Here is a 20,359-nt window from a genome sequence, read left to right on the forward strand (position 1 = left end):
GCGTCCCATTAAAAACAGAACGCGGAGCGTCCGTAGAGGCATTCCTTTGCTGCGCGTGGGAACGATCTTTCAGGAACTACTGCACCGGATCACTCACCGGCTTCGCAATGATCGCCTTGAGCTCGCTGGTCATCGGAAACTCAAGGTTTAAACCTTTAGGCGGAATCGGCTGCTGGAACCAGCGGTTGTAGATGCCGTTGATTTCCCCTGAGCTATACAAATCAGCAAGCGTCGAATTCACCAATTCGAGAAATTGCGGATCGCCCTTGCGCACCATGCAGCTGTAGATTTCCCGCGATTGCTCCTCGCCCACCACGACCCACTTATGCGGATCGCGGGCCTTGGCGCGCTCACCGTAAAGCAGCGCATCGTCCATATAGAACGCCGCCGCCCGCCCTGACTGCAGCATCTGGAACGCTTCGCCGTGGTCCTTGGCGCTGATCACGAACATATCGATCTTGTGATCGACGTTGTAGCTCTTCAGAAACCGCTCATTGGTGGTGCCGGCGGTGGTCACAACGTTCTTGCCGCGCAGGTCGGCGAAGCGCTTGATGCCGCTGTCCTTCGCCGTGAGCAATTGCCCCTTCACGTAGATGAATCCATAGGAAAACGCCACTTGCTGCATGCGCTCGGCAGTCACGCCGGTCGAGCCGCACTCGAGGTCGACCGTGCCGTTCTGCACCAGCGGAATGCGTGTTTGCGAGGTCACCAGGTTGTACTTCACCTGCAGATCCGGCAGCTCGAGTTTTTGCTTGATGCGCTCGACAATCTTGCTCGCCAGGTCCACCGAATAGCCCATCGGCTGCCCCGTGTGATCACCCACGTAAGAGAACGGCACCGACGCGTCGCGATAGCCCAGCGTGATGCTCTTGGCATTGGCAACCTTGTTCAGCGTGCCGGTCAGCGGCGCTTCATTGGCCTGGACCTGACTGGCGAACAGCAGGCCAAGGGTGCAGCCGATCAACGTGATTTTTTGCATTGTTATTCTCCGTTGTGGGTAGATCGAATTAACAGCGGGCGGCGATCACGGTGATTTCCACCAGAACCTCTGGACGGGCCAGTTGCGCCTGCAATGTGGTGCGGGTCGGCGCCTTGTCCGGCGACAGCCATTGTGACCAGACCTCGTTCATGGCGGCGAAATCGCGGCCAATGTCGCTCAAGTAAATGGTCGCGCTGAGCAAGTGATCCTTGTCGCTGCCAGCCTCGGCCAGTAACCCATCGATTTTCGCCAGCACCTCTGCGGTTTGGCCGGCAGCGTCGCGGCTGTCACCCGGCACCTGCCCCGATAGAAACACCAGCTCGCCAAAGGTCACGGCGCCAGAGAGTCGACTGTTGCTGTTGAAACGCTTAATGCTCATCGGTTCTTCCTTTTCCAGTCAGGCAACGCGGGGTGCGAGGCCCTGCATTTCGATCGAGGGTGCGCGCCGGGCAATCAACTCACTCAGCAACCGAGCGCTGCCGCAGGCCAAAGTAAAGCCCAAGGCACCATGGCCGAGGTTGAGCCAGAGGTTGCGGTACGCCGTGGCGCCAATCAACGGCACGCCGCTGGGAGTCGCCGGGCGCATGCCGGCCCACGCGATAGCGGTGTCGTAATCGCCGGCATTGGGCAAGGTTTCCTGGGCCTGGCGCTTGATCAGCGCCAGTCGCTTGGGATCGAGTGCCGGATCGAAGCCGACAATATCGACCATCGCCGCCACCCGCAGTTGTGCACCGATGCGGGCGTAAACGATCTTGCGGTTGTAATCGGTGATGCTCAGCTCGGGTGCGCGATGTTCGGCGCGGATCGGCAGGGTCAGGCTATAGCCCTTGAGCGGGTACAGCGGCAGGTTCATGCCCGGCAACGCCAGCGCCGGGCTGCGATGCCCGGCAGCGATCACCAGTTGCTCGACTGGCAATACCTGCGCGCCCATTTCGATGGCCTGCACCGCGCCGTTCCCGTGACGAATGCCGGTGACTGTACGCCCCAGCAAAAACTCGCAACGCCCCGACGCCTTGAGCCGGGCCACCAGTTGCAGGCAGAAAGCATGGCAATCGGCGACTTCTTCATCGGGCGTGTAGATCGCGCCCACGAATGGCGCCTCGGCAAGCGCCGGCTCCAGCTGTGCGCACTCGGCCCCGGACAACACCTGTTGCTGTCGCGGATCAGCCAGACTGTGGCATGCATGCTCGAAGCTTGCGGCTTCACGAAACGTCACCAGTTTGCCGTTGCGCCGCCAGTCGAAACCGTCGAGGTGGTCTTCGTCGCGCCAGCCTTGCAGCGTGGCCTGACTCAGCAGCGCCAGGCGCAGCAGATGCGCGCCGTTGCGCTGATTCACTGAACGCCGGCAGGCCGTCAGAAAGGACGCCATCCAACGCCATTGCGCCGGGTCCAGGCGCGGACGCAGCTTCAACGGCGAGTCACCGCGCAACATCCAGCCCAGCGCCTGCAACGGTACGCCGGCGTCGGCCAGTGGCGCGACATAGCGGTAGGACAACTGGCCGCCGTTGGCGAAACTGGTCTCGCTGGCAAACGAATCCCGGGCCTCGATCAGCGTCACATCGATGCCGTCGCGCACCAGTGCGTAAGCCGTTGTCAGCCCGATGACGCCGCCACCGATGATGCAAACCCGCTGAGCCATGTCTGTCCTTAAGCGTTGTTGGAACAGGCTTCAGGTTAGGACCAGGTGACAGACGTTGAACAATGCATAAAGATGCCTGACCCATAAACAAAGGTTATGGACTTGCCATGCGACTGCGACACATCGAGATTTTTCAGGCTATTCGCCAGACCGGTTCAGTCAGTGGCGCCGCCCAGTTGCTGCACGTGTCGCAGCCGGCGGTGAGCAAAGTGCTGCAACACGCCGAACAGCAACTGGGTTTTCCACTGTTCCTGCGGGTGCGCGGCAAATTGCAGCCGACGCCCGAAGCCCTGGAGCTTGAGCGCGAAGTCGACAAGGTCACTGAAAGCCTGCAAGGCGTGCGACGCCTGGCCCAGAGCCTGCGCCGCGAGCCGGGCCACAGTGTACGGATTGGCGCGATCCCGGCGCTGGCCTTGTCGCTGCTGCCGCCGGCGATCAACGAATGGACGCAACGCTACCCGGAAATCGCCTGCGAACTGTCCAGCGCCCACAGCCGCGAGCTGATGCAAAACTTGTTGATGCGCGAAGTGGATGTCGCCCTGACGTTGCAACTGCCCGATCATCCGGGCCTGAAGGCGCAGCCCTTGGCCTGCGGGATGCTGGTGGCGCTGGCGCCAAAGGGCTTTTGGCCCGACGACACTCATGGTAAACCGCTGCCGTTGATCGAACTGGCCGGTGCCCCGCTGATCGGCCTGTCCAGCGCCGACCCGCTGGCCGCCAGACTCGACAGTTATCTTGAGGCGGTCGATCCGCCGCCAAAGGTACGCATCGCGGTGCAGACCTATTCGCTGGCGCGGGCAATGGTTGAATCCGGTGCCGGGTTGGCAGTGATCGACCCGTTCACCGCGCTCGGCGCGTCCCCCGCCACCACGGCGATTCGCCCGCTGGCGCCGGCGCTGCCGATCACCCTGTACGCAGTGACCCGTGCCGACGAACCGCCGCCACACACCTTGAGCGATTTACTGCAGGTGTTCAGCCGACGGGCGCAGGCGCAACTGGATCGCTTGATCCCGTAGAAGCCTCAAAGGACGTAAAACAGAATCGCCACAAAGTGCAGCAGACTCCCGGCAATCACGAACAGATGCCAGACCCCATGGGCATGGCGCAAACGGCTATCCAGCGCAAAAAAGACAATCCCCACGGTGTACAACACCCCGCCCGACGCCAACCAGGTAAAGCCGACTGGCCCCAGCGCCGCCAGTAACGGCTTGACCGCCACCAACACGATCCAGCCCATCACCGCGTAGATCACGATCGACAGAATCCGCGCTTCCGAGCGGGGTTTTATTTCTTGCAGGATACCGATCAGCGCCAGCCCCCAGACAATCCCGAACAGCGTCCAGCCCCACGGCCCGCGCAGGGTCACCAGGCAAAACGGTGTGTAACTGCCGGCAATCAGCAAGTAGATCGAAAAATGATCGACCTTTTGCATGATTGTTTTCTTACGCCCACGCACGCTGTGGTACACGGTCGAGGCGCTGTAGAGCACCAGCAAGGTGAACGCGTAAATCGCCACGCTGACGATCTTCCACGGACTGCCGTCCATACTGGCGATCACCAGCATCCACACGCCCCCGACAAGCGCCGCCACCGCCCCGACCAGATGCGTCCAGGCGTTCAATCTTTCCCCGTGATACATGTGTTGCTCACCTCAAAATTCATTACAGCATCGCGCAAGGCTCAGGCCTCAAGGTTAAAAGCGCAATGTTTCCGTATAGCGCAGCTCCTATAAAAAGCCATCGAGCCAAACGTCAGCCAATTGGGCACAATCGAGCGATTCGAATAAGAGTCACGCCCATGCTGATCGATGAAGAGTTGACCCTGAAAAAACTCGAGGTGTTCCTGGCCTTCATGCGCACTGGCAACCTGGCCCGCGCCGCCGCCGAGTTGCAAACCAGCAACGTCAGCGTGCACCGCGCCATCCACTCTCTGGAAAGCGCCCTGCGTTGCCCGCTATTCAAACACGAAGGCCGCAACCTCACCCCACTGGAAAGCGCTTATGTGCTGGAAGAACGGGCGCAGAAGCTGATCCAGGACGTACTCGAAAGCGTGCGCCTGACCCGCGAAGCGGCCGGGTTCTCCGCTGAGCGCTTCAAGCTTGGGTCACTGTATTCGCTGACGGTGAAGACCGTACCGCAACTGATCATGGGCCTGAAGATTCGCCGCAGTGAACTCAATATCGACCTGATCCTGGGCTCGAACATCGACCTGTTGTACAAGCTCAAGAACATGGAAGTCGACGCGATTCTGGTGTCGCTGGACGACAGCGTCAACGACCCGGACTGTGAACAGATTCCGCTGTTTTCCGATGACATCTTCCTCGCCACCCCGGCTGACTCGCCCTTTGCCCAACGGGCCGAAGTCGATCTGGCCGAGGTGCGTGACGAGACGTTTATAACCTTGACCCAAGGCTTCGCCACACACCAGGACGGTATTCGGGTGTTCAAGCAGGCGGGGTTCGAGCCGAAAGTGGCGATGCAGGTCAACGACATCTTCACCCTGCTGAGCATGGTCAGCTCCGGGGTCGGCTATGCGTTGCTACCGGGACGGATTGCGGCGGTGTATGAGAACCGGGTGAAACTGATCCCATTGCAGGAAAAGTACCGGTTGCAGCAGCACATTGGCGTGGTGTTTCTGAAGGCCAAGGAGCGTGACCCGAATTTGCTGGCGCTTTTGGCAGAGTGTCGGATGTATGCCAATCGGCAGGCTTGAGACCGTGTTGATCGTTCCCACGCTCTGCGTGGGAATGAATCAATGGACGCTCTGCGTCCGCTTTGGGACGCGAAGCGTCCCGGGCTGCATTCCCACGCGGAGCGTGGGAACGATCAGTCAAACCCTAGCCAAGCAATCCGCGCATGATCAGAAACAGCAGCGAAGGCCCGAGCAGGCAGCCCAGTGCGGTATAGAACGCCGCCGTCAGGCAGCCATAAGGCACCAGCTTCGGATCAGTCGCCGCCAACCCGCCGGCCACACCGCTGGAGGTGCCCATCAACCCACCGAAAATCACCGCACTGCGTGGATTGTTCAAACCGATCATCGGCGCCACGAACGGCGTCATGACCATGACCAGAATCGCCTTGATCAGCCCAGCCGCAATCGATAGCGCCATGACCTCCGAACTGGCCCCGATAGCCGCGCCTGTCACCGGCCCGACGATATACGTCACCGCACCTGCGCCGATGGTCGTCAGGCTCACCGCATCGGTATAACCAAACGCCATGGCCACCGCGACACCTGCGATGAACGACGTCCCGACACCCACGAACAGTGCCAGCACCCCGACGAAGCCGGCTCGTTTGAGCTCATCGACACTCACACCGAATGCCGTGGCGACAATGGCGAAGTCTCGCAGCATGGCTCCGCCGAGCAGACCGATACCCGAGAGCAACGGAATGTCGACCACGCCTTTCTGGCCACCGGTCAACGCGCCACCGATGTAAGACAGCAGCAGGCCCAGCAGAATGGCGATGGCCGAACCGTGCAGGCGGCCTTTGGTAAATGTGTTGGAAATCCAGTAGGACAGCCACATGGTTACGCCGACAATGGCAAACCCACTGATCAGCCCGTAGCTGGTAATCACCTTCATCATCGATTCGTACATGGTGATCACCCTACGGTTTTTGGTGGTGTGACAGGTTCAGGCGCCTTGTTGCCGATACGCACCAGTACCGGTACCAGAGCGAAGGCAATGGCCACTGCCACCGTACCGGCCAGGATCGCCATCGGCCCACCCTTGAGCGCGCCATAGACGTTTTGCTGCGCGGCCATGGCGACCACGATAGGGATGTAGATCGCACTCCAGAACTCCACGCCCTGCTCGGTCTTGCCTTTGAACCAACCGCTTTTGTTGAGGTAGCTGCCGAGCCCGATCAACAGCAGCATCGCGATACCCACGCCGCCCACGTTGGCCGGCACGCCAATCAATTTGCCAAGCAGTTCGCCGATAAAAATACCCGCCAGGGTACAAAAGGCGAGAAACGCCACACCGTAAATAATCATTGTTGTAGTCCTCAAAGTGCATCGTCGAAATTGTTGTTTTTGTAATTCGCAGCCTGAGTCGGTGATCTAGGGTTGGCGGCTTCCCTCCTCACGCAACAGCGCCTGCAAGGTATCGAGCCGCGCACCGTCGAAGGCAATCACGGTGCCCTGCTCGAACACCCGACGCGCCAGCCCGGTCAACACCGCACCGGGCGGCAGTTCGATCTGTAGACGCACGCCACGCTCGTAAGCGCTTTGTACCGTGCCGCGCCAATCCACCACGCGGCACATGTTGAAGGCCAGGTCGTCGCGCAAGGCTTCGGGGTTGATAACGGGCCGTGCGCGACTGCCGCTCAGGTAACCCAGGGTCGGCGTTTTCAATTGCACCTTGGCGAAGGCTTCGGCCAAGGTTTTCGCCGGTGTTTCCAACAGCGGGCAGTGGGACGGCACGCTGACCGCCAGACGCTTGGCCAGCCCGGCACCACGACGCTTCGCCAACTCGGCAACCGCTTTCATCGCACCATCGCTGCCAGCGATGACGACTTGGTTATCGGCGTTGATGTTGGCCAGGTAAACCGGTGTGTCGACGCTGTGAACCTGCGCCAGCAAACCTTCCACCGTCGCCAGATCCAGACCGATGATCGCGGTCATGCCGTAGCCCTGAGGATAAGCCTGCTGCATCAGTTCACCGCGCAGGCTGACCAAATGCAGCGCATCGCTGAAGCTCAAGGCGCCGGCCACCACCGCTGCCGGGTACGCTCCGATGGACAATCCGGCCACGTAATCCGCGCTCAATAACAACTGACGTGAAGCAGCCACTCCAGCGATCAGCAGGCACAGCTGAACCGCCCTCGTCGACTGCAACGCCTCGGCAGAATCGAGCAACAAAACATCTTCACCCAGCCCCTCACTCGCCTCGATCAGCGTTTCCCGAGGCAAACGATGGAGCATGCCCGGTTGCTGCGCGCCCTGGCCGGGGAACACCAGCAAACTGCTCACGCTGCTTGCTCCTGCGGGTTCCAGGGATCGCTGACCAGGCAGGCGCCCTGAGCGCTTTTGAGCAGCACCCGTTGCGACGGGCCGGCCCACTCGCGCAGGACCACCGCGCCGTAAGGTGTCTGCAATTGCATGTCGACCAGACATTCAGCGGCGCCGAGAAGCGTCACCCACTCTTGCGCTTGAGGTCGGCTCAGCGGTTGCGGTGTACGCAGAATCAAGTCCAGATCGCTGCGCTCATGGAGCGCCGCAAAACCGCTGGCCAATTCAAATCCGGCGCTACCGCTGACACCCCACACCCAACCGCAGGTGTCGAGCGTCGGCCGCAGTTGCGCCAGCGCTCGCAAGGTCGGCAGGTCGCGAGTTGTCTCGACATGACAGAGCTCTTCCGGCCTTACCCGACGTGAAATCGCCGTGATCGCCATCGACGTTGCATAACGCTGCTCACGCAAGCGTCCGCGTACCCCGACCGCGATCTGATCCGGCGCAGTCATCGCGCGCCGAACCACCACCGGCTGACCCGCGCCGATCGATTCGACCACCCACGCAGGCGCATCTGCAGGCAACTGCTCCGGGGTCATCCCCCACAGCAGGTCGTGGGCCAGAAACGTATTCACCACTGCTCTCTCAGCAGTTGGCGAACCTTGCTCGACGCGGCGCGATTGCTCGCACCCAAGCGGCCGCTCAAATCGCGACGACCTGCCTCGACATTTTCAATCGCCTGAACCAGACACTCGTTCACCCGGGACAGATCCGCCGTCGTCGGTTGTTCGATCTGATCCACCGACAAGGTTTCCCAGAGCAAACCCAGGCTGGCAAAGCTGTCGATGTCATACGCCATCGGCGGCACGCTGGCGGCCAACGCCTCCAGCTCTTCGACGCTGCGCAACGTCACCCGCGCTGCCGACGCCTTGCCCATCGCATGCACCATCACGCCCGGATCGCGCAATGCGATCAACCGGTTGGCCTGATAGCCATGAGCGAGAAAGGCGCCAGACATCGCCTTGCCCACCAGCAAACCGATCACTGCGTGCCCGGCCAGTCGGGCGCGGGCATAACTGTCCGCCGCACCGGCCAGGGCTTGATGAATGCCGAGGGCTTCCTCGCGGCGGCCGTAAGCCTGGCTCGGCACATCGACAATGGCGATCAAGGCGCGTTTTTGAGGCTTGTCGTTATCCGCGGCAATGACGTCATCCACCGCTTTGGCCAGGCCCCAACCTTCCAGCAAACCGACCTCGCCATTGCGGGCACGGACGAAGCGGTTGTCGGGATCGGCCACCACCGCGATAAACCGCGCAGGCTGCTCACCCAATAAACCATCGGCGACTTTCAACGACGCCGGTAAACCCGCGACCGGTTTCGCGCCGGCACTCAAGGCATTGAACCAGTTCAAGCCTCTCAGGGAACACGAACTCATGAGCGCTCTCCTTGATACAGATCGCGAACCGTCGCCGGCTCGATTTGTGGTTCGGCGTCCAGGCTGGCCAGCCGTTGCAGAAACCATTCGGCCTGGCGACTGCGTTGCTGCGCCGGCAAACCCTGCTTGAGCAATTCGCCGACCTGCTGCTGAATCAGCGCCACGTCGTCAGTGACATAGCGATCCACCAGCCCACTGGCGAACCGTTGCTCGCCGCCGGTCAGGCTCCAGATAAACGGACGATCGCGGGAATCGTATTCCTCAAGCCCGGCTTCCTGCTCGATCACCTGCGGGCCATTGAGGCCGAGGCGCGCTTCCTGAGTCACCAGCAAATAGCTGCACAACCCGGCGGCAATCGACATGCCGCCAAAACAGCCGACGCTGCCGGCGACCACGCCGACTACCGGTTGGTACTGGCGCAAATCGACAATCGCCGCATGAATATCGGCAATCGCCGCCAGCCCGAGATTGGCCTCCTGCAAACGCACGCCACCGGTTTCCAGCATCAACACGGCGCGAGTGGGAATGCCTTTGCGGTTGTCCTCGGCGGCCAGTTCCAGCGCACCGGCAATCTTCGCCCCGCCGACTTCACCCAGGCTGCCGCCCTGAAACGCACCTTCGATGGCCGCGATCACCACCGGCAAACCACCGATGCTGCCCTTGGCGATCACCACGCCGTCATCGGCTTGCGGCACCACGCCCTGGCGTGACAGCCATGGCGACATGACGCGCTGAAACGGGTCGAGCAGTTCACGGAAAGTACCCGCGTCGAGCAAGGCTTTCGCTCGTTGGCGAGCGCCGAGTTCGACGAAGCTATGTTTGTTGAGAAGCGCTGCGCTGTCAGTCATGGCTGATCTCCTCGAAGCCTTGTTCCAGGCGCAAACGCACCACGCCGGGGGTGGCGCCAAAATCGTGGATATCAATCGCCATCGCGGGTGGTGTCTGGCCGTCGAACATCCGCGCGAACAGATGCTGCCAGCGCTGTTCGCTGCCGTTGACCGAGGTCTGCACCTGGATCGTCAGCTTGCCGGCCAGGCCCGGTTCGATCAGCACTTCCAGATCGCCCGAGCCCACACAGCCCACCAGCGCCCTGCCCCGTGGCGGCTGCCCGGCGGGGAATTCAAAGGATAAGGTTTCCATCAAAACGCTCCCTGGAAGTTGCCGTCGCCGGACTCGATGCGGTCGATGAACAGGCAGGCTGCGAGCAAGTCCGCAGCACCGCCGGGCGAGGCATTCAACGCGATTAATTGTTGGTCCAGCTCATGCAAGCGGCGGCGGCCGGCCAGGCTCGCACTGCCGCCGGCGTCGAGCACTGCTTGGGCGCCGACTTGCATCGTCTGCAGGCCGAGCTCGCCTGCGCGATAGAGGACGCAGGTGTCGGACAGCGTCGTCATGATCGCCAGCAAGGCATCGAGCCGGGCGTTCTGTTCGCCATGGCCAGCGGCACGGCTGAGTTTGAGTTGCGGCAGTGCGCGCTGAATCACCGCAGGGAAACCAAGCTGCGCCTCTTCACGGGCACCGCGAACGCCGTAGCGTTGGGCGACCTGGGCACCGTGGCTTAAAGGACGCGGCGCGTAACGGTCGTCGAGCAAGGCCAGACGTGCGGCGCGCAAGGTCACGGCGCTTGCTTTGGTATTCGTGCACTCCAGCGCTGCCGCAGCGACCAACAGGCCCAAGGCCCAGATCGCTCCACGATGAGTATTCACACCGTTGGTGGTGGCGAGCATCGTTTGTTCACCGTCGCGGCCGATCCGTCCGAGGGCTTCGCGCAGGGGTAAACCGACTTCGCCAAACTCGATGGCCGCATCCGCCATGGCCTTGAACGCCGGCCACAGGGACAACGCCGAAGCGTGCATCAGCCCGAGGTGCAAATCGGTGTGCGCGCCATTGCCGCGACGGTCGACCAGCGCCGGTTTCGGCGACAGATCCGCTTCGTCGATCAGCGCGTCCACCGCCAGATCCGCCAGCCGTTCGGCCAGGGTTAACGTTTTCGGTTGCAGGTTGAATGCGTGCATTACCAGCTCCTGAACTTGGCGGGCGGGTTGTAGAGGCCACCGGACCACTCCACCAGATCGGCCACGCTTTTCGCTGCGAGCAACTCGCGGGTGGCGTCGGTGCGGCGGATGCCGAGGTCTTCGGGCAAGGCGATCAAACCTTCGCGACGCATGCGAGCGGTGTCTTTCGGGTTGTGGCGCAGGCCGATGGAGGTCACCCCGGCGACGGCAGCGATCATCGCCTGACGTTCTTCGAGAGAACGGGCCTTGTACAAATAGGCGATGCCTTCCTCGGTCAGCAGGTGGGTGACGTCGTCGCCGTAGATCATGATCGGCGCCAGAGGCATGCCGCTTTTCTTCGCCACCTCCACCGCGTCGAGGGTTTCGACGAAGGTCGGTTTGCCGCCCTCCTGGAAGGTCTCGACCATCTGCACCACAAGTTTCTTGCCGCGTTCGAGCATCGGCTCGGCGACGTCGGTGTGGCGCATGTCGAGCCAGGCGGGTGTGCCGTGACGACGACCGCGCGGGTCGTGGCCCATGTTCGGCGCACCACCGAAACCGGCCAGGCGACCGCGAGTCACGGTGGAGGAATGACCGTCGCCATCGACTTGCAGGGTCGCGCCGATAAACAGGTCCACCGCGTATTGCCCGGCGAGCTGACTGAACATCCGGTTGGAGCGCAGGGAGCCGTCGCGGCCGGTGAAGAACACATCCGGCCGCGCGGCAATGTAATTCTCCATGCCCAGTTCGGTGCCGAAACAATGCACACTTTCGACCCAGCCACTTTCGATGGCCGGGATCAGGGTCGGGTGCGGGTTGAGCGTCCAGTTGCGGCAGATCTTGCCCTTCAAGCCGAGGGATTCGCCGTAGGTCGGCAGGATCAGTTCGATGGCGGCGGTGTTGAAGCCGATGCCGTGGTTGAGCGACTGAACGTTGTGTTTTTCGTAGATCCCGCGGATCGCCATCATCGCCATCAACACGTGCACAGGCTTGATGTGCCGTGGGTCGCGGGTGAACAGCGGCTCGATGTAGAACGGCTTGTCCGCTACCACCACGAAATCGACCCAGGACGCGGGGATATCCACGCGAGGCAAGTCGCTGACATCGTCCACCAGTTGATTGACCTGAACGATGACGATGCCGTCACTGAAGGCCGCCGGTTCGATCAACGCTGGCGTGTCTTCGGTACTCGGGCCGGTGTAGATGTTGCCGGCGCGGTCGGCCATGAAACCGGCCGAGAGCACGACGTTCGGGATCAAGTCCACCACCAGCCGCGCATAGAGCTCGATGTAGGTGTGGATCGCGCCGATTTCCAGCAGGCCGTCTTCGAGCAACTGGCTGATGCGCAGGCTTTGGGTGCCGGCGAACGAGAAGTCGAGCTTGCGCGCGATGCCGCGTTCGAACAGGTCCAGGTGCTCGGAACGCCCGACGCTGGGCATGATCATGTGCAAGTCATGCAGCTTGCCCGGATCGGCCTTGGCCAGGGAGCGAGACAGGAAATCCGCCTGCTTCTGGTTATTGCCCTCCAGCACCACACGGTCGCCGGGCAGGATCAATGCCTCCAGCGCCGCCACGATTTTATCGGTGGGCAACACCACACCGTCGGCAAGCCCCTTCACCAGCTCGAGGCGCCGCTGCTTTTCGCTGCGCCGCCGCGTCCAGCGCGAGTCGGGGGATATTGTTGTTGTCATGACCACTCCACGGGTTCGCTGTCGTGGGAGTCACCTTAGGAGCGTTGGGTGGGGGGCATCAATCAAGCAGCGTGTTGGATTGTTACGGTCAGGGTAATGGTTGGTTATGGAGTCTCATGATCGTTCCCACGCTCCGCGTGGGAATGCAGCCCGGGACGCTCTGCGTCCCAAAAAGCCGAACGCGGAGCGTCCGTTGAGGCATTCCCACGCAGAGCGTGGGAACGATCAGCGAATCCTGAGCCACCCACAAGACCTGTGGGAGCGGGCTTGCCCGCGAAGGGGCCAGAACAATCCCCGTAGCTCATGGCAGAGAGTAAACAACCGAGAAGTCCCAAAATAGGACCGAACGGTCCCTTTTTGGGAATCTCCAACCTGACGCATAAACCTTTGTGGTAAGGGGGCCGACCGCTTGGGGTTTTGTGTTTAAAAGTTTGTCTGTAGGAACGGTGTGAGGCTACGCAGTCTGGCGTCGCTGCCTACAGCAATGCCGGAACCCGCTGACTGGTGGGGTTTTGCGTTGATCTTTATCGTTTGTGTGTCGCTGCCAATTCAGCGACCGGGATTGGAACCCCGAGGTGTAGAAGGCGCAAAAGCGCCCCTCATGACGTATGCTTGCGCACCTTTAATGTGTGCACTCCGTTATGGCGGCTGTACGCGGGAGACCTTCGGGTCTGCCGGGTTTTCTCCACCTCGGGTTCCAACCTGCGTACAGCTGCCACCCCTTCGCTTGGAACCGATGGAGCAGCTGAAACTCATTACTGGAGATGCACAATGTTCAAAGCTACTCCCAACCCGCCAGAATCCGGGACCGATTCCCAAGCATCACTCGATGCAGAAAAAATGAAGGAAGCCGCCGACCGCGCCTTCTCCCATTACTTCCCCCCACTCCACGAAAAACCCGCCAAACGCCGTAAGTCCCAGCTCTTCACCGTCTCCCCCGATATCGACACCGAAGCCCTTCTGGCCAATGCCTCCGAAGACCTGCTGTCCATCAGCGCCATTGCGGCCGATCTGGCGGACGATGTGGAAGGCTCACGTCGCTCCGTAGCCTTGGCGCTCAGCCGTTTGGCGGATGGCGTGCAGTTGTTGGTGGAGCGCGTGCTGGATCATCATGAGTCGTTGCAGATGAAGGCTCGGGCCGGGGTTTAGCGCACAAACGATCGTTCCCACGCTCTGCGTGGGAATGCAGCCCGGGACGCTCTGCGTCCCTTTCGCGAGATGGAACGCGGAGCGTCCCTTGAGGCATTCCCACGCGGAGCGTGGGAACGATCATCCGGTCAGACCAGACCCGCATTCACAAGCAACTCCTCCAGCGCAAGCAAGTCAGGCACCTTGGCCACTTGCTCCCCCACCTGCACCGCCGCCTTTTCCAGGGAACACAACGGCACATCCACATAACTCAACTGACTGTCGAGCTTGTACGAGCGCGGAATCCCCTGCACCAGCAGCGCAATGAACTTCAACTCAGGCCGCCCGCCAAGGGCATTGAGGATGACGATCCGCGCCCGTTCCCCGATCACGACTTTGTTGCCACACGCCGCCTCGAAACTGAGCAGTGGAATCTGCCGTTCGCGCCACGTCACCCGCCCCAGGTACCACGGCGGTGTATCGAGATCGAAAGCTCCCGGCTGATAGTCGATGAGTTCAGCGACAGCGACGTTAGGCAGGATCAGGTTGCGATCCGCCAAGGGCAATAAAAGCCCAGTGAGGTTGCTGGAGCGGTGTTCATGCATGGGTTTTGCTCCACCGGGCGATGCTGTCGAGCAGCACCGATTCCTGGTATGGCTTGCCAAGGTAGTCGTTGACGCCGATGGCCATGGCGCGGTCGCGGTGTTTTTGGCCGGTACGAGAGGTGATCATGATGATCGGCAGATGCCGCAAGCGTTCGTCGGCGCGCACCAGGGTCGCCACTTCGAAGCCGTCCATGCGCGGCATTTCGATGTCCAGCAGCATCAGGTCGGGCCTGTGTTCTTCGAGCAGCAACATGGCGTCGACACCGTCCTTGGCGGTCAGCACGTTCATGCCGTGGCGTTCCAGCAAACGGCTGGTGACCTTGCGCACGGTGACCGAATCGTCGACCACCAGCACCAGCAACGGCCGTTGCGACTCGGGCTCTACGTCCTGCGTCACCGGTCGTTGCGGCACCCGCGCTTGCATCGCGCGGATCGGCGACAGCAAGTCGAGAATCAGCACCACCCGACCATCGCCGAGAATCGTCGCGCCGGACAACCCCTGCACCGCGGCGAACTGCGGGCCTAGGCTTTTGACCACGATTTCCCGGGTACCGGCCGTGGCATCCACCTGCACCGCGACGTGCCGCTCGTTGCATTGCACCAGCAGCACCGGCAACGGCAAGCTCTGGCCCAGCAGTTTCGGGCGGGTACTGGTTTTCAGCAGCTCGCCGAGATAGCACAGCTCATAACGTTGCCCGGCATATTCGTAAGTCGGCGGATCGAGCCGGTAATGCCCTTCCAGTTCGTTGGGCAGCACGCGAACGATGCCGTCGATGGTGTTCAGCGGGATCGCGTATTGATCCTCCCCGCACTGCACCATCAGCGCGCGATTGACCGACACGGTGAACGGCAGGCGAATCCGGAAATGCACGCCCTGCCCAGGCACAGAGTCGATGATCATGCTGCCGCCGAGCTGCCGGACTTCTTCGTGAACCACGTCCATGCCGACGCCACGCCCGGAGATCTGAGTGATTTTCTCGGCAGTGGAGAACCCCGGTTGCAGGATGAATTGCAGCACGTCGCGGTCGCTGATGTCGCTGTCCGGGTGGAGTAACCCGCGCTTGATTGCCTTGCGCCGCACGGCGTCCAGCGGCACGCCGGCACCGTCGTCGCGGATGTCGAAAATGATGTCGCCGCCCTCTCGCGACAGGTCGAGGGTGATCTTGCCTTGGGCCGGTTTACCCGCCGCGATACGCACCTCGGCCGATTCCAGCCCATGGTCGACGGCGTTGCGCAGCATGTGTTCCAGCGGCGCGGCCATGCGTTCGAGGACGTTGCGGTCCATCTCGCCTTCGGCGTTGCCGACGACGAAGTCCACGTCCTTGCCCAGTTCGCTGGCGACCTGACGAACGATGCGTTTCAAACGCGGCAGCATTCGCTCGAATGGCACCATGCGCGTACGCATCAGGCCTTCCTGCAATTCGGTGTTAATGCGGCCCTGCTGTTGCAGCAGGTTCTCCGCGTCCTGATTGCGCCGCTCGAGGGTTTCCTTGAGGTCGAGCAGGTCGGAGGCTGACTCGAACAGCGCCCGCGACAACTGTTGCAGCTGCGAATGACGGTCCATCTCCAGCGGGTCGAATTCTTCGTAGCCCAAGCGCTCGGCGTCGACTTGCTGACGGCTGAGAATCCGCCCCTGGGTTTCGGTATCGAGGCGGCGCAACTGGTCGCGCATGCGCTCAATGGTGGTTTCCATCTCGCTCAGGGCCACCCGTGCGTCGTTGACCTGTTGTTCGATGCGGCCTCGGAAGATTGAAGTTTCCCCGGCCAAGTTGACCAGGTCGTCGAGCAACTCCGCCGAAACCTTGACCGTGTCGGCACCTTCGGGTTGGGGTGCGGCTGGCTCGGCTTTGGCTGCTACGGGCAGCGTCACGGGTGCCGATGTTTCGGGCACCGCCGGATGGCTGAAATTCTTGATCGCGTCGATCAGCCGATCGGCCGGCGGCAGTGGCTGACCGGCGCGGGTGGCGTCGAGCATCTGCGCCAGTCGGTCATGGCTGCGTTGCAACAGCGAGAATAGCTCGACGGTGGGTTGGAGCACGCCCGCCGACAAGCCTTCGTAGAGGAATTCCAGTTCATGGGCCAGGTCGCCAATCGGCGCAATCTCCACCATCCGCGCGCCACCCTTGAGGGTGTGCAGGTCCCGCAGCAGGGTTTCCACTTCCTGGCGATTCGAAGGCTCGGCCTGCCAGCGCAGCAGTGCCGCGCCGGAGTTTTCGATGATGTCGAAACCTTCCTCGAGGAAGATTTCCAGAAGCTCGGGATCATGGCCCGTCGAGTCATTGCTGACCGCTGGCTCGGTCACCTCGGCGCTGCCGGTATTGCCCTGGCGAAACTCACGAATGGCTGCGATCAACTCACCCGGATCACCCAACGGACGGTTGTGCTGCAACTGATCAAGGAACATGGCCAGTCGGTCATGGCTCTGTTGCAGCAACTGCGCCAGCGCTTCGCTGTAGCTGTAACGGCGGTCCACCAGGCCTTCGTAAAGGCTTTCCAGTTCATGGGCCAGATCGCCGACCGGCTCGACCTCAGCCATCCGCGCGCCACCTTTGAGGGTGTGCAGGTCGCGCTGCAAGGACAGGAGCGGCGCGGCGTTGTCCGGTTCGCTCAACCAGCGTTGCAGGGCCTGGCCGGCGCTCTCGAGAATATCCACCGCTTCTTCAAGAAAGATCGAAACGATTTCGTCGTCCAGCTCCACCTGAGTCGCGGTCTGCTCCAGCTCGGCCGTGGCGCTGCCCAGCTCTCGAATGCTCAGGGTACGGCTGCCGTCACTGCGGATCAGGCCCATGGACGAAGGATCGAGACTCTCATCGAGCAAACCGCGCAAGGCTCGCACCCGCTGCGGTTGCGCAGTGACTTCCTGGCCGGCGGCCAGTTCGTCGAGCATGTTGATCAGCGCTTCGTGGGCACTTTGCGCCTCGTGGAAAAACCTGTCGCTGACCGCCAGGCTGCTTTCTTCCACAGCACCATAAAGGTCGAGCAAGGCTTCGCAGAGTTCATCCACCGGATGCAGGTCGGCCAGGTGCGCGCCTTCGCCGAGGGTGGTCAGTTCGTCCAGCAGCGCGCTGAGTTCCTGGCGTTCGCCGGGATGCTGCTGCCAGCGCTGCAACAGGCTTTCGGCGTCCAGCAGGATGTCCATGCCCTGGGCAAGGAAATTGTTGATCAGTTGCGGATCGCGCTTGATGCGCTGCCGCGTATTGGGCGTGCTCAAGAGGCTTTGCAGGCGCTCGGCCAGCACTGCGTGGGTTCGCTCAATCAACGAGCGGGCGTCGGGAATTTCAGCCAGCGGATCGCTCTTGAGCTGTCGCAGGCCAAGGCGGAACAGCCCTTCGGCTTCCAGCAGCAATTCGACTTCGTCCAGATCAAGGGCAATCCGGTGCGCCTTGTACTCCCGGGCCAGTTCATCCAGCGACGCCGCCAGCTCGGCAATCGGCAGCACGCCGGCCATCGAGGCGCTGCCCTTGAGCGTATGCAACGCCCGCTGCAACTCGTCGCTGGCCTGAAGCGGTACGTGTTCGGAGGCTTGGTCGAGAAAGCGATTGAGGCTGCTCAAATGGGTTTCAGCTTCGTTGCGGAAGATCTCCAGCAATAGTGGATCGAGCGCCGCGACATCCTGCACGTCCTCATCGGATACAGGTTTATCACCCTTGGCGAGGGCATGGGCGCGGGCGGCCAATTGATCGACATCGTTGCGTTGGCGCTGGGCATTGGCGGCGAACTCGGCCACCAGATCCGGAAGCAGCTTCAGCGCATCGCCCACCAGTTGTTGCACCGCGGGGCCCGGTGCAACGCTGTGTTCAAGCACGCGGTTGAGCAGGTTTTCCACCGCCCAGGCCAGTTCGCCCAGCACCAGCGCGCGGACCATCCGGCCACTGCCTTTGAGGGTGTGGAAGGCGCGGCGTAATTCACTCAAGACCGATGTGCTGTCGGGACTGGCCGACCAGCGCGGCAGATATTCCTCGAGGACTTCCAGCACCTCGTCAGTCTCTTCGAGAAAGACGTCCCGCAGCTCATCGTCTACCGGTTCTTCACCGGCGGGCGGCGGCAACAGGCTCCCCGGCGTGGTCAGGGCTGGCGGGTTGACGGACGATACGGGGCTGGCCAGCACATCGGCCAGGGACTGAACGGTTTCGGGGTCGTCCAGTTCCTGCATGTCTTGCATGACCAGGGCTTCACTGGGGCTGAGTACATCCTTGAGCATCGGCACCTGCTGTTCGAGGGGGAAGAAGCCGAGTGAGGCCAAGCCTTTTTCCGCGACATCGAGCAGGTGTTCACCCGGCGCTTCGGGGTCGTCGCTGAGGCGCTCCAGGTAATATTCGATGCTGGTGATGACGTCGGCCAGGCTGTCCAGTTGCTGCCAGCCGGGCTGGCCCGGGTCCACCAGCAGATGCTCGCGGATGAAGCCGTTGCAGGTCTCGATCAGGCTCGCCGCGCGGGCCAACGGAATCATCGCCAACGCACCGCGCACTTGGGTCAGCAACGCCGGCAAGGGTTGCAGATGCTGGCGGTCCCAGTCGGCGTCGATGTAGTCGACGATCATGTCCTTGGCCTGTTGCAGGCAGATGCGCGCTTCCTTGATGACAATCTGGTGAATCTGCGTCAGGTCGGTGGTCGGCAGACGGCTGTCTTCCTGGCTTTGCGGCTCCACGGTGCCGACCATGCCGGCCAGGGTCGCTTCGACATAGAGCAAGGCCCCGGCGACGTCCATGAGGGTCGCGTCGTTGGGCTCGCGCTGGCCCTGGGCAAGGCTCAGCACCACCGCCAGTTGATCGATGATGACCTTGCGCGGCTGGCCGAAACCCAGCACCGCCAGGGTGTCGGCGATTTGCCGCAGGGGCGCCAGCAGGCTTTCGAGGTCCGAGATGTGCTGACGGTCGCTGCGCACGAACAGGTCCAGGCGCTCCTTGACCCGCACCAGCTCTTCGCACAACGCCGCCAATACCGAACGCATGGCGTCGCGGTCAGGGCCGGCCAGCCGTGCCCGTTCTTCATCGACCATCGCGCCGTTGGGTAACGCGTCGTCAAGTGAGTAGCGATCTTTCATGGTCAGCATCTGCCCGGTGGGGTGTTCGGCCTTGGCAATATAGAACAACAAACTCTTGAGCAGCTCTGGCGGTGCCGGTTGATTGATTCCGGGCATGCCTTGTTCGAGCAAACGCTTGAGTTCTTTGTCGGTGTCCTTGAACAGGCTGCGCAACGCCGGGCTGTTGGCAATCGTGCCATTGCGCATGCCCTCGACCAGCGCCGAAGCGACGTGCCATAACGGGCTCAGCGGCGCGTTGTCGCACAGCGCTTCGAGGCGCGCAAACACTTTGGCCAGATAACCGAAGTGGGTTTCGTCATCCTGCTCGCGCAGCAAACCGACCAGCGCCATCTGCAACATCTGCCGCAATTTGCGCAGCATATTTGGCAAGTCGGACGGTTCCAGCAGCGCCAGGGCTTCTTGGCTCAGGGGCGGCAGCTCCGGCAGTTGCGGGCTGAACAGGCTGGTTTCCGATAACAGGCTTTCGCCACGGGCGCTGCGCAGGTCGTTGATCAACGGCAACACGACTAAAGGCAAATCACGACGGGCGCCTTGCACCCGGTCGAGGTAAGTCGGCAATTGCCCCAGGGCGTGCAGCAACAGATGGATCGCCTCGTCACGATGGTTGACGCGGTTCTGCTGCAAGGCGCTGGTCAGCTGCTCGATTTCTTCGGCGAGCAGGGCCGCGCCGTAGAATTCGACCATCTGCAAACTACCGTGAACCTGATGGACACAGGCCAGGCACTCGCTCAGCGCGTGCGTCGCCTGCGGGTCGTCGATCAGGGTTTCGATTGCCTGATGAGCCTGCTTCAGCGTTTCGGCAATCTCGCCTTTGACCCACTCAAGGGCCACATAGTCGTGCCGATCACCCATAACCACTCCAATCAAGATGCATCCGCCCAGAGGCGG

At 61.9% G+C, this 20,359-nt stretch carries 18 protein-coding genes; 3 read left to right on the top strand and 15 right to left on the bottom strand.

What is annotated here, in order from left to right; translation table 11 throughout:
- Positions 1–76 precede the first annotated feature (76 nt).
- Genes PSH97_RS26180 through PSH97_RS26190 form a run of 3 tightly spaced genes read right to left on the bottom strand, consistent with a single transcriptional unit; the run spans position 77 to position 2,618 of the window.
- Positions 77–979, bottom strand: coding sequence for a transporter substrate-binding domain-containing protein (locus PSH97_RS26180; RefSeq protein ID WP_305447240.1), 903 nt, complete (start codon positions 977–979; stop codon positions 77–79).
- A 28-nt stretch (positions 980–1,007) separates the two neighbouring features.
- Entirely contained in the window at positions 1,008–1,358 is a 351-nt protein-coding gene (locus tag PSH97_RS26185; RefSeq protein ID WP_305447241.1) for a RidA family protein, read from the bottom strand.
- A gap of 18 nt (positions 1,359–1,376) precedes the next feature.
- Positions 1,377–2,618 (bottom strand): D-amino acid dehydrogenase, encoded by a 1,242-nt coding sequence (locus PSH97_RS26190; protein ID WP_305447242.1) that lies wholly within the window; start codon positions 2,616–2,618, stop codon positions 1,377–1,379.
- 107 nt (positions 2,619–2,725) lie between these two features.
- Between PSH97_RS26190 and PSH97_RS26195 the strand changes: the two genes are divergently transcribed.
- Positions 2,726–3,634, top strand: coding sequence for a LysR family transcriptional regulator (locus PSH97_RS26195; RefSeq protein WP_305447243.1), 909 nt, complete (start codon positions 2,726–2,728; stop codon positions 3,632–3,634).
- Between the two features lie 5 nt (positions 3,635–3,639).
- Here the strand turns inward: PSH97_RS26195 and trhA are convergent, their stop codons facing one another.
- Positions 3,640–4,257 (bottom strand): PAQR family membrane homeostasis protein TrhA, encoded by a 618-nt coding sequence (trhA, locus tag PSH97_RS26200; RefSeq protein WP_305447244.1) that lies wholly within the window; start codon positions 4,255–4,257, stop codon positions 3,640–3,642.
- Positions 4,258–4,415: 158 nt separating this feature from the next.
- Between trhA and PSH97_RS26205 the strand changes: the two genes are divergently transcribed.
- The gene (locus PSH97_RS26205) at positions 4,416–5,330 is read left to right on the top strand and encodes a LysR family transcriptional regulator (protein WP_123357331.1); all 915 of its coding nucleotides are present in this window, start codon (positions 4,416–4,418) and stop codon (positions 5,328–5,330) included.
- A gap of 124 nt (positions 5,331–5,454) precedes the next feature.
- On the opposite strand, the gene madM is transcribed toward PSH97_RS26205, so the two are convergent.
- The 9 genes from madM to mdcA all read right to left on the bottom strand — a co-directional run bounded on the left by madM (position 5,455) and on the right by mdcA (position 12,694).
- Positions 5,455–6,219 carry a malonate transporter subunit MadM gene (gene madM / locus PSH97_RS26210; RefSeq protein ID WP_123500490.1) on the bottom strand — a complete coding sequence of 255 codons (765 nt, stop codon included), beginning with the start codon at positions 6,217–6,219 and terminating at the stop codon, positions 5,455–5,457.
- A 5-nt stretch (positions 6,220–6,224) separates the two neighbouring features.
- Positions 6,225–6,617 (bottom strand): malonate transporter subunit MadL, encoded by a 393-nt coding sequence (gene madL, locus PSH97_RS26215; RefSeq protein WP_052965014.1) that lies wholly within the window; start codon positions 6,615–6,617, stop codon positions 6,225–6,227.
- Between the two features lie 66 nt (positions 6,618–6,683).
- Positions 6,684–7,595 carry a malonate decarboxylase subunit epsilon gene (mdcH, locus tag PSH97_RS26220; RefSeq protein ID WP_305447245.1) on the bottom strand — a complete coding sequence of 304 codons (912 nt, stop codon included), beginning with the start codon at positions 7,593–7,595 and terminating at the stop codon, positions 6,684–6,686.
- A complete protein-coding gene (locus PSH97_RS26225; protein ID WP_305447246.1) occupies positions 7,592–8,212 on the bottom strand; it encodes a malonate decarboxylase holo-ACP synthase in 621 nt (206 codons plus the stop codon). The genes mdcH and PSH97_RS26225 overlap by 4 nt, the downstream gene beginning before the upstream one ends.
- A complete protein-coding gene (gene mdcE, locus PSH97_RS26230) occupies positions 8,206–9,009 on the bottom strand; it encodes a biotin-independent malonate decarboxylase subunit gamma (RefSeq protein WP_305447247.1) in 804 nt (267 codons plus the stop codon). The genes PSH97_RS26225 and mdcE overlap by 7 nt, the downstream gene beginning before the upstream one ends.
- Entirely contained in the window at positions 9,006–9,857 is an 852-nt protein-coding gene (locus PSH97_RS26235) for a biotin-independent malonate decarboxylase subunit beta (RefSeq protein ID WP_305447248.1), read from the bottom strand. Before PSH97_RS26235 ends, mdcE begins: the two co-directional genes overlap by 4 nt.
- Positions 9,850–10,149, bottom strand: coding sequence for a malonate decarboxylase subunit delta (locus tag PSH97_RS26240; protein ID WP_007897982.1), 300 nt, complete (start codon positions 10,147–10,149; stop codon positions 9,850–9,852). The genes PSH97_RS26235 and PSH97_RS26240 overlap by 8 nt, the downstream gene beginning before the upstream one ends.
- Positions 10,149–11,024, bottom strand: coding sequence for a triphosphoribosyl-dephospho-CoA synthase (locus PSH97_RS26245; RefSeq protein ID WP_305447249.1), 876 nt, complete (start codon positions 11,022–11,024; stop codon positions 10,149–10,151). The genes PSH97_RS26240 and PSH97_RS26245 overlap by 1 nt, the downstream gene beginning before the upstream one ends.
- Positions 11,024–12,694 carry a malonate decarboxylase subunit alpha gene (gene mdcA, locus PSH97_RS26250; RefSeq protein WP_305447250.1) on the bottom strand — a complete coding sequence of 557 codons (1,671 nt, stop codon included), beginning with the start codon at positions 12,692–12,694 and terminating at the stop codon, positions 11,024–11,026. Before mdcA ends, PSH97_RS26245 begins: the two co-directional genes overlap by 1 nt.
- Before the next feature lie 771 nt (positions 12,695–13,465).
- On the opposite strand from mdcA, the gene PSH97_RS26255 reads away from it, so the two are divergent.
- On the top strand, positions 13,466–13,843 hold the full coding sequence (locus PSH97_RS26255; protein WP_305447251.1) for a DUF6124 family protein: 378 nt from the start codon (positions 13,466–13,468) through the stop codon (positions 13,841–13,843).
- A gap of 128 nt (positions 13,844–13,971) precedes the next feature.
- Here the strand turns inward: PSH97_RS26255 and PSH97_RS26260 are convergent, their stop codons facing one another.
- Positions 13,972–14,427: a chemotaxis protein CheW gene (locus PSH97_RS26260; protein ID WP_305447252.1), complete on the bottom strand. Its 456-nt coding sequence runs from the start codon at positions 14,425–14,427 to the stop codon at positions 13,972–13,974.
- Positions 14,420–20,323: an Hpt domain-containing protein gene (locus PSH97_RS26265; RefSeq protein WP_305447253.1), complete on the bottom strand. Its 5,904-nt coding sequence runs from the start codon at positions 20,321–20,323 to the stop codon at positions 14,420–14,422. Before PSH97_RS26265 ends, PSH97_RS26260 begins: the two co-directional genes overlap by 8 nt.
- Between the last annotated feature and the right edge of the window lie 36 nt (positions 20,324–20,359).

Source organism: Pseudomonas cucumis, assembly GCF_030687935.1.
In the GTDB taxonomy this organism is placed as follows: Bacteria; Pseudomonadota; Gammaproteobacteria; order Pseudomonadales; family Pseudomonadaceae; genus Aquipseudomonas; species Aquipseudomonas cucumis.